The sequence below is a fragment of the Anaerococcus porci genome (assembly GCF_034090325.1).
GTDB classification, from domain to species: Bacteria; Bacillota; Clostridia; order Tissierellales; family Peptoniphilaceae; genus Anaerococcus; species Anaerococcus porci.
On the sequence record NZ_JAXDSU010000105.1, the window covers coordinates 1 to 1,082 of the forward strand.

General features: G+C 31.6%; 1 pseudogene. It reads left to right on the plus strand.

What is annotated here, in order from left to right:
- A pseudogene (locus tag SOR60_RS10465) lies at positions 1 to 1,082 on the plus strand (IS256 family transposase); the annotation flags it as partial.

The following is a 1,082-nucleotide window of genomic DNA, read 5'->3' on the forward strand; positions in this document are numbered from 1 at the left end:
AAGTAAAATAGCAAAAATGTTAATTGAAGAATATCAGCCTCAAAGTGCACAAGATATTCAAGAAGCACTAAAAGATCTTTTAGGCGATACAATGCAAGAGCTTTTAAAAGCAGAATTAGATGAGCATTTAGACTATGAATATGGTGAAAAACCACTTTCCCTAAATACAAGAAATGGAACAAGTAAAAAAACAGTTAGATCATCTTACGGAAACATAGAATTAAACATACCAAGAGATAGAGAAGGAACATTTGAACCACAATCATTAAAAAAATACGAAAAAGACATATCAAACATAGAAAATCAGATAATATCAATGTATGGGAAAGGAATGACAACAAGAGACATATCAAGTCACATCAAAGATATCTATGGTTTTGGAATATCAGAAACAATGGTAAGTAAAATAACCAATAAAATACTACCAACCATAGAAGAGTGGCAAAATAGACCACTAGAAAAAATCTATCCTATGGTCTTCTTAGACGCCATACACTACCATGTAAGAGAAAACAACATAGTAGTCAAAAAAGCAGTATATATAGCCTTAGGCTACAATCTAGAAGGCTTTAAAGAAATACTAGGCATGTGGGTAGGAGAAAACGAATCAAGCAAATATTGGCTCTTAGTATTAAACCAGCTAAAAGAAAGAGGGCTAGAAGATGTATTAATATTCTCAACAGACAACCTTCCAGGATTTAGCCAAGCCATAGAAGCAGTATATCCAAAAGCCGAAATACAAAAATGTATAATCCACCAAATAAGAAACTCAACTAAATATGTATCCTACAAAGATATAAAAGAATTAATGAAAGACTTAAAAGCAGTATACAAGGCACCAACAGAAGAACTAGCTTTAACAAACCTAGAAATATTTGAAGAAAAATGGGATAAAAAATACCCAATGTGTGTAAGCTCTTGGAAAAATAACTGGGCTTAAACTTCTCACATATTTCAAATACCCAGAAGGAATAAGAAAACTAATATATACAACAAACGCGATGGAAAACTTCAATAGACAACTAAGAAAAGTAACCAAAAATAAAACAATATTTCCAAATGACTACGCACTACAAAAAAGC